This is a genomic window from Aliterella sp. E5.1, from assembly GCF_057473825.1.
In genome coordinates this window covers 1-1,092 of the sequence record NZ_JBYCCV010000505.1, presented here as the reverse complement: position 1 = coordinate 1,092, position 1,092 = coordinate 1, and the positions used below count along the sequence as shown (strand labels likewise).

Below are 1,092 nucleotides of genomic sequence, written 5' to 3'. Positions count from 1 at the left end.
TTTCTTTTTGGTTGGCTTTGATTCTACTTTTGGTTCTTTCAGCGTCCGTTGTCTAGAATCGCTTCTTTGTCTCACCTACCCGCCAATACTCTCTTCTAACCCGCCATTAACAGTGTCGTCTAATACCCGATGGAGGACTATGGAATGGTCGTAAAGTTGCCGACTGGTTGACGGACTTGACCGGGTGACAAATTAGTCGCACCTTGGGGATGGGAGATATTACGACAGATGACTTTTAGGTTAAGAGTGCCAAGACCTGCTCATAGTCAAAGCGACGAAACTGAACAACTTGCCTGGAAAAAAAACTAGCAACGGCAGTAAGCACACTTCAAACCACTTACCCCGAAGCAGAAATTCAATTGTGGTGGGTTTGGTGAACATCGTTTAGGTCTCAAGCCAATTTTACGCCGAATTTATGTACCGGAGGGAGAAACGCCCATTGCTCATGTTAATTGGCGATATCAGTGGCTATGGTTATATGCCTTTGTACATCCTAAAACTGGGGAAACTTATTGGTGGATTCTGCCCTATGTAAATACACAACTGTTTAATCAGGTCTTGGCAGACTTCGCTCGTGAGTTTGAATTAGGTGTTAATAAACGTATTCTTTTAGCCGTAGCTCGATCCGGGTGGCATATTAGTAGTGATTTAAAAATCCCTCTAGGACTACATTTAACATTTTTACCTCCTTATTCACGTCAAGTCTGACGGAGGGAATCCTCCCCCCGTCGAGCTTGACCAGAATTACAACCTGCGGAACGATTGTGGCGTTTAGTGGATGAGCCGATTGCTAATCGCTCCTTTGAAACCTTAGATGGATTGGAAGACGTTTTATTTGACCGATGTCAATCTTTACTTCAGCAGCAAGAGTTGATTCAAGGACTAACCGGTTTCCATTGGTGGACTACAATCGCAGCTTAATCTTAAGTTATTTGCCGGACATAATATTATATAAAAACGCTTTCTAACTTTCTTCTGTCACTCTAGAGAAAATATAATAGGAACAAAGCTCTCAAACCTTGGTGTTAGCTATGGTAGAGCCTCGCACACCACATCCTACAGTACAATTTGTCGATTCTTACTGTCAGATGT

1 pseudogene is annotated in these 1,092 nt (G+C 42.8%); it reads left to right on the top strand.

Going from position 1 to position 1,092, the window contains the following annotated elements:
- Window positions 1-125 precede the first annotated feature (125 nt).
- A pseudogene (locus tag AC2VE5_RS28600) lies at window positions 126-921 on the top strand (IS630 family transposase); the annotation flags it as partial.
- Between the last annotated feature and the right edge of the window lie 171 nt (window positions 922-1,092).